Source organism: Acidovorax sp. IB03, assembly GCF_016406015.1.
Taxonomy (GTDB): Bacteria; Pseudomonadota; Gammaproteobacteria; order Burkholderiales; family Burkholderiaceae_C; genus Acidovorax; species Acidovorax temperans.
Genome location: NZ_JAEFCH010000047.1, coordinates 22793 through 29895 on the forward strand (window position 1 = coordinate 22793; position 7103 = coordinate 29895).

At 64.6% G+C, this 7103-nt stretch carries 6 protein-coding genes; 3 read left to right on the forward strand and 3 right to left on the reverse strand.

Annotated features, from left to right (window positions below; translation table 11 throughout):
* Nucleotides 1-45: 45 nt before the first annotated feature.
* Entirely contained in the window at nt 46-1389 is a 1344-nt protein-coding gene (locus IHV84_RS18245) for an HD domain-containing phosphohydrolase (RefSeq protein ID WP_198847920.1), read from the forward strand.
* A 97-nt stretch (nt 1390-1486) separates the two neighbouring features.
* Nucleotides 1487-3241 (forward strand): phosphoethanolamine transferase, encoded by a 1755-nt coding sequence (locus tag IHV84_RS18250; RefSeq protein ID WP_198847921.1) that lies wholly within the window; start codon nt 1487-1489, stop codon nt 3239-3241.
* 11 nt (nt 3242-3252) lie between these two features.
* Here the strand turns inward: IHV84_RS18250 and IHV84_RS18255 are convergent, their stop codons facing one another.
* Entirely contained in the window at nt 3253-4152 is a 900-nt protein-coding gene (locus tag IHV84_RS18255) for a LysR family transcriptional regulator (RefSeq protein WP_198847922.1), read from the reverse strand.
* A gap of 95 nt (nt 4153-4247) precedes the next feature.
* Between IHV84_RS18255 and IHV84_RS18260 the strand changes: the two genes are divergently transcribed.
* Nucleotides 4248-5315, forward strand: a complete 1068-nt coding sequence (locus tag IHV84_RS18260) for a sodium-dependent bicarbonate transport family permease (RefSeq protein WP_198847923.1) — start codon at nt 4248-4250, stop codon at nt 5313-5315.
* Nucleotides 5316-5496: 181 nt separating this feature from the next.
* On the opposite strand, the gene IHV84_RS18265 is transcribed toward IHV84_RS18260, so the two are convergent.
* Together IHV84_RS18265 and IHV84_RS18270 are read right to left on the reverse strand one after the other, a co-directional pair.
* Nucleotides 5497-6732 (reverse strand): PA0069 family radical SAM protein, encoded by a 1236-nt coding sequence (locus IHV84_RS18265; RefSeq protein ID WP_198847924.1) that lies wholly within the window; start codon nt 6730-6732, stop codon nt 5497-5499.
* A gap of 59 nt (nt 6733-6791) precedes the next feature.
* Nucleotides 6792-7103, reverse strand: a 312-nt coding sequence (locus tag IHV84_RS18270) for a transposase (RefSeq protein WP_198847925.1), incomplete at its 5' end; no start/stop codon positions are given.

Genomic DNA, 7103 nt, shown 5'->3' on the forward strand with positions numbered 1-7103 from the left:
AGTGCCTTTGCCAGTACCGCCCAGCCCCGTACCCTTTTTGCAGCCATGGACACCGACAACACCCCACTGATCCCCGCCGAGGCTGCGGCGCCAGCGCCCAGCCAGCCGCCCGCACCACCTGCCGAGCCCTGGACCGTGCTGTGCGTGGACGATGAGCCCAGCATCCTGTCAGCCCTCAAGCGCGTGCTGCGGGCCGAAGACTGCAAGGTGCTGCAAGCGGGCAGCGGCGCGGAAGCCATTGCCGTGCTGGAGCAACACCCCGTGGACGTGGTGGTGAGCGACATGCGCATGCCGGGCATGGACGGCGCCGCCCTGCTGGCCCAGGTGCGAGCCCGCTGGCCCGCCACCGCGCGCATTCTGCTCACGGGGTATGCCGACATGAAGGCCACAGTCGCGGCCATCAACGAAGGGCAGATTTATCGCTACATCCACAAGCCCTGGGACGAAACCGAACTGCGGCTGACCGTGCGCCAGGCGGCCGAGCGCAGGCAGCTGGAGCGTGAACGCGACCGCCTGCAAGCCCTGACGAGCGCGCAGAACGAAGAGCTGAAAGCGCTGAACACCGGGCTGGAGCAGCGGGTGCAAGAGCGCACCAGCGAGCTGCGCCAGGCCAACGACCAACTGCGGCGCAACTACCTCACCAGCATCAAGATCTTTTCCAGCGTGATGGAACTGCGCAGCGGCGTGCTGGCCGGGCATGGCAAGCGCTGCGCCAACCTGGCGCGCAAGGTGGCGGTGACCATGGGCCTGCCCGAAGACGAAGTGCAGAACATCTTTGTGGCCGGGCTGCTGCACGACATGGGCTTCATGGCCTTGCCGGACTCCATCATGACCAAGCCCGTGGGCAAGCTCACGCCGGAAGAACTGGTCAGCTACCAGCGCCACCCGGTGCTGGGCGCACAGGCCTTCATGGCGCTGGACGACCACCAGACCGTGGCCACATTGATCCGCACCCACCACGAGCGCTTTGACGGCACCGGCTACCCGGACCAGCTTCAGGGCACGCAGATTCCGCGGGGCGCGCACATCCTGGCGGTGGTGGATACGTACGACGACATGACGCACGGGCACCTCACCGGCGCGTCGCTGACCGAGGCAGAAGCGCGCACCATCTTGCAGCGTGGGCGCGGCACGCAGTTCGACCCCGAGGTGGTGGACGTCTTCCTGCACATCACGCAAGAGGTCAAGCCCAAGCCCGTGCGCATCGAGCCCGTCAGCACCGACCATCTCAAGCCCGACATGGTGCTGGGCAAGGATCTGCTTTCGAAAGAAGGGGTCATGCTGCTGTCTGCCGGGCATGTGCTCAGCGCCGACATGATCAGCCGCATTCGCAAATACGCGATGGCCGAAGGGCTGGACCTGGCGCTGGACATTCGAATGCCGGGGTAGATCCTCAGAGCCTGTTCAAAGGCTGTTGAGAGATTGCATTAAGACTTTGAGCGGGCTCTTAATGTGGAGTTAAGTGGCGGTTTCAACAATCGTCTGCATGCCCCTCATCCTGCAACGGCTGCTGCCGCGCGCCCCATTTTTTGGTGCTTCCCACGCCTCTTCCACATCACAGCCCTCGGCGCAGGGTTTGCACCCCGCCTGGGTCGTGCTGTGGATCAGTGTCTGGATGGCCGCGGTGTGCAATGTGCCGCTGTGGCGAGAAGTGCTCCACCTGCCCGGTAACACCGGCGTTCGCGGCTGGGCTTTCCTGGCGGCCTTCATGGTGCTGGTCACTGCGGGCAACGCCGCCTTGCTGAGCCTGCTGGCCTGGCGCTGGACGCTCAAGCCCGCAGCTGGCCTGCTGGTGCTGATGGCGGCCTTTGGCGCCTATTTCATGCTGGCCTACGGTATTGCGATTGACGCCAGCATGCTCACCAATGTGCTGCAAACCGATGTGAAGGAAGCGGGCGACCTGCTGAACTGGCAACTGCCGCTGACCGTCGGCGCCCTGGCCGTGCCACCAGTGGCGTGGCTGGTTCGCCAACCCGTGCGCGCTGTGGCACCGCTGCGGCAAACGCTGCACAACGCAGGGCTTTTCGTCGCCGCCTTGCTGGTGGCCGTGGGTGCGGTGTTGCTGGTGTTCCAGGACTTTGCCTCCACCATGCGCAACCACACCCAGTTGCGTTACCTGATCAACCCTCTCAACACCGTCTATGCGCTGGGCAACATTGCCACCAAACCACTGCGCATGGACACGCGCACCATCCTGCCCGTGGGGCGCGACGCCCAACTGGGTGCCAGCTACGCAGGCCAGTCCAAGCCGCCGCTGCTGGTGCTGGTGCTGGGCGAAACCGGTCGCGCGGGTAACTTTGGCATCAACGGCTACGAACGCGACACCACCCCACTGCTGGCCGCCCGGCCAGACCTCATCAGTGCGGGCAACGCCTGGGCTTGCGGCACCAGCACAGCGGCCTCGGTGCCGTGCATGTTTTCGCACCTGGGCCGCAATGGCTACGAAGCGCGCCGCGCCAACTTTGAAGGCTTGATGGACGTGCTGCAGCACGCAGGCCTGGCCGTTTTGTGGGTGGACAACCAATCGGGCTGCAAGGGCACTTGCGACCGCATTCCCAACGCCAACACCTCTGCCCAGAAAGACCCCGAACTGTGCCCCACTGGCAGCGACTGCCTGGACAACATCATGCTCAAGGGCCTGGACCAGCGCCTGGCAGACCTGCCCGCCGAGCAGCGCCAGCGCGGCACCGTGGTGGTGCTGCACCAGATGGGCAGCCACGGCCCTGCTTACTCCAAGCGCTCAGCGCCGGAGCGCAAGAAGTTCCTGCCCGAATGCACATCCAACGCGCTGCAGGAATGCGACCGCCAGCAGGTGGTGAACGCCTACGACAACAGCATCGTGGAAACCGACCACTTTCTCGATTCAGTGCTCAATTGGCTTGGAAAGCAATCCCATCAAGCGCAACCAGCTATGATTTATGTAGCAGACCACGGTGAATCGCTGGGTGAGAACAACATCTACCTGCATGGCCTGCCCTACTCCATCGCGCCTGACGTGCAAAAGCATGTGCCCTGGGTCACCTGGCTCTCGCCCGCCATGCAGTCGCGCACGGGCACGGCCACACCCTGCCTGCAAAAAGAACTGGCCCAGCAGCGCATCACGCACGACAACTACTTCCACTCGGTGCTGGGCTTGATGGATGTGAAGACGGGCGCATACCAGCCCGAGCTGGACATCTTCAGCGCCTGCCGCAAGACCGTGGCTGCCAAGCAGGCTGCCCCCGCGCCAGCCAAGAGCTGAACGGGCGCCCTTCAGCGGCCCTGCATCCACCCTGCGGCCTGGGCGATCAGGTGGCCGCGAAACACCTCGGCAATGGGCGAGAGCCGCTTGCCCTTGGGCCACACCAGGTGCCACTGCGACTGGATGGGAAAGCCCTGCACGTTCAGGATGGCCAGGCCATCCCAATGCGGCCCCAGCGCGTGCCGTGACACGATGGACACGCCCAGCTGCCCTTCTACCGATTCCTTGATCGCCTCGTTGCTGCCCAGCTCCAGCACCGCACTGGGCGCAAAGCCCAGCTGGCGCAAATGCGCATCGGTGGCCATGCGGGTGCCTGAGCCTTTCTCGCGCAAGATGAACCTCTCGCCCTGCAACTGCGCCAGCGTCACCCGTTTCCGGGCGGCCAGCCGGTGGCCTGCGGCGGCGATGACCACGAGCGGGTTGGGCATGAGGATCTGATCCTCTAGCGGCAAATCCCCGGGGGGCATGGACATCACGTAAAGGTCGTCCTGGTTGGCGCGCAGGCGGGTGATGACATGGTCGCGGTTGAGCACTTCCAGCGAAATGTCGATTTGCGGGTGCAGTTTGCAAAAGCTGCCCAGCAAGCGGGGCACGAAGTATTTGGCGGTGCTCACCACCGCCACCTTGAGCCGGCCACTGGTCAGGCCCTTGGCGCCCGAAATGCCTTGCTCAAACGCATCCCACTCACCGGCAATGGCGCGCGCCGTGCGGGCCAGGGCCTGCCCGGCCTCGGTCAGGTACACGCGGCGCGACACCACTTCGTACAGCGGCACGCCCACGGCCTGCGTCACCTCGCGCAGCTGCATCGACGCCGTGGGCTGGGTCACGTGCATGACCTTGGCGGCGGCGCTCACGCTGCCGGTTTCAGCCAGCGCCAGGAACAGTCGCAATTGGCGAAAGGTGATGTTCATAGATTTTTATCTATAGATAACCGCATTCGAATCGATTTTACTTTGCGCTCTGCTCTCTCTAGCATCCACCCCAGTCATCCCTTTGGAGTAGAAGAATGCAAAGTTTGCTGGACCCTGCGGTCCTTTTTTTTGCGCTGGGCGTGTTTGCGGGCCTGGTGCGGTCGAACCTGGAGATGCCTGCGGCCATCTCGAAGTTCTTGTCGATTTACCTGCTGATGGCGTTGGGCCTGAAGGGCGGCTTTGCGCTGGCTGCCTCAGGCTTCACCGCCAGCGTGGCCAGCAGCCTGGGGCTGGCGGTGCTGCTGGCCGTGGTGGTGCCCCTGGTGGGTTACGCGCTGCTGCGGCGAATGCTGTCGGGCTTCAACGCCGCGGCGGTGGCAGCCACCTATGGCTCGGTCAGCGCGGTGACGTTTGTGACGGCCACGCAGTACCTCGAATCGCAATCCGTGCCCTATGGCGGCTACATGGCCGCCGCCATGGCGCTGATGGAGTCGCCCGCCATCATCCTGGCCGTGATGCTGGCCAACGCACTGCGCCAGCGGCAGGGGGTGCCCGCCACCCATGCAGCGCAGATGGTGGCCATGTCCCCCTCCGGTGCAGCCACCCTGCCCAGCCCGGGCAGCCTGGGTGCCTCAGGCTCAGCCACTGCGGGCAAGGCTGGGCCGCATCTGTCGGTGGGCAAGATCCTGCATGAATCCCTCACCGACGGCACCCAACTGCTGTTGCTGGGCGCCATGGTCATCGGCCTGGTCACGGGCGATGCGGGCAAGGCTGCCATGCAGCCGTTTTCGGGCGACCTGTTCAAGGGCATGCTCTGCCTGTTTCTGCTGGACATGGGCCTTTCCACAGCGCGCAACCTGCCTGCCGTGCGCAAGCAGTCGCCCTGGCTGCTGGCCTATGCCGTGCTGGGGCCGCTGGTGCACGCCGGGCTGGCCCTGGCCCTGGCGTGGCTGGCCCAGGTGCCCGCAGGCGATGCGGCGCTGCTGATGGTGCTGGCCGCCAGCGCGTCTTACATCGCCGTGCCCGCCGTGGTGCGCTACGCCATTCCTGAGGCAGACCCTTCGCTGTACGTCAGCCTGTCGCTGGGGGTGACGTTTCCGCTCAATATCCTGGTGGGCATTCCGCTGTACACGCACGTGGTGTTGCGCCTGTGGGGTGGTTGAGCATGGGGCAGCCGAGCAGTTTGCCCGGCGGCTTTCGTGGAGAGGCGGACTGAGGCAACCTGTACCGCTATCAATTAAATAGCTGTTAGCGCTTTACCCATGAGCGCTAGAGCCGATTTTCATTAAAAACCTATGGGGCGCCTGCTGCACACCACAGGCAAAAGCAGCAACAGCCCCGGCGTCAAAACAAGCTGCTTTGCCCACGCAGCAGGCCGGGGCGAAACTGGGTCAGGTCCAGCCCCTCGCGCTCGCGGTTCAGCCCCAGGCGGCGACAGGCGGCCGCGAAGCGCTGGCGCAGCAAGTCTGCCCACAGCCCACTGCCTTTCATGCGGGTGACAAAGTCACTGTCATAGGTTTTGCCAGCGCCGCGCTGCGCATCGCTCAAGTCATGCAAATCCTGCACGCGGGCCATGACGCGCGCTGCGCGCTGCGGGTAATGCACAGACAGCCATTCACGGAACAGCGAATCCAGCTCCCACGGCAGGCGCAGCACGGTGTAGAAGGCCGAACGCGCGCCCGCCTCGTGGGCAGCTTCGAGCACCTGCTCCATGTCTTCGGTGATGAACGGTATTTGGGGCGCCACGCTCACGCCCACGGGCACGCCCGCGTCGGCCAGCGCGCGGATGGTGCGCAAGCGCCGGTGGGGCGCTGCGGCGCGCGGCTCCATGCGGCGGGCCAGCACCGGGTCGAGCGTGGTGATGGTGACGTACACCGCCGCCAGGCGCTGCGCGGCCAGGGGCGACAGCAGATCCAGGTCGCGCTCCACGCCGCTGGACTTGGTGATGAGCGAAAACGGGTGGCGCGCCTGCTGCATCACCTCGATCAGGCTGCGGGTGAGCTTCAGCTCGCGCTCCACAGGCTGGTAGCAATCGGTGGCCGAGCCAATGTTCACCAGCCTGGGCACGTAGCGCGGCTGGGCCAGTTCGCTGCGCAGCACCTCGGCAATGTTGTGCTTGGCCACGATCTGCGTTTCAAAATCCAGCCCCGGTGAAAAGTTGAGGTAGCTGTGTGTGGGGCGCGCATAGCAGTAAATGCACCCGTGCTCACAGCCCCGGTAGGGGTTCACCGAAAGCTCAAAAAAGATATCGGGCGAATCGTTGGCACACAGGGCGCTGCGCGCTGTCTCCAGATGCACGCGGGTGGCGGGGGCAATCAACCCGCTGCTGTGCCACCCATGCGCCTCGCCGTCTTGGGCTGCCTCGCCATATTCCGCACGGCGCTCTGCCACCACAGACCCTGGCATTTGCAATGTGCCGGTGTACCCCCACCCATCGTCAGCCACTTCGCGCACATCGCGGCTGAACCGGTGCGCCATGCTGGACGCCGTGCCCCGCCCCCGCAGGGCCTGCAGCGGAATGCGCACCTCCGCCGGGGGCGCCGGGAGGTCGTCGGGGAAGGTGTCATCGCCATGGCTCATAACTGTATGAATATAAGGGGTATCTATTTAGCTCCAGCGACCACATTGATACTGTGATTTCATCCAGTAATGGTATCCGATTGCCTATCCCCTGTGTTCTTGTTCACGACATCCGCATATGTCACCGGGGGCGTAACCACCGCTTGCTGCAGCAAGCGGTAAAACAGCATCCCGCGTGAGCTGGATGTGCGCCGGTTGAAACGGAACACGAATTCATCGAGATAGGCGTCCAGGTGGTCTGGCTGTACAGAGCCATGATGTGTTCCCAGCACCCAGCGCTGTACCAGTGAGGCGACCCGGTGCACTCCCGCCATGGAGACATGGGCAGGTACGCCTGAGCCGAGCATGACGGTGCGCTGGTGGGTGTAACC

What these genes read in the sequence shown, in the direction of transcription:
- IHV84_RS18250 (WP_198847921.1), top strand. Translation starts at nt 1,487, where the DNA reads ATGCCCCTCATCCTGCAACGGCTGCTGCCGCGCGCCCCATTTTTTGGT.
- IHV84_RS18260 (WP_198847923.1), top strand. Translation starts at nt 4,248, where the DNA reads ATGCAAAGTTTGCTGGACCCTGCGGTCCTTTTTTTTGCGCTGGGCGTG.
- IHV84_RS18255 (WP_198847922.1), bottom strand. Translation starts at nt 4,152, where the DNA reads ATGAACATCACCTTTCGCCAATTGCGACTGTTCCTGGCGCTGGCTGAA.
- IHV84_RS18265 (WP_198847924.1), bottom strand. Translation starts at nt 6,732, where the DNA reads ATGAGCCATGGCGATGACACCTTCCCCGACGACCTCCCGGCGCCCCCG.
- IHV84_RS18245 (WP_198847920.1), top strand. Translation starts at nt 46, where the DNA reads ATGGACACCGACAACACCCCACTGATCCCCGCCGAGGCTGCGGCGCCA.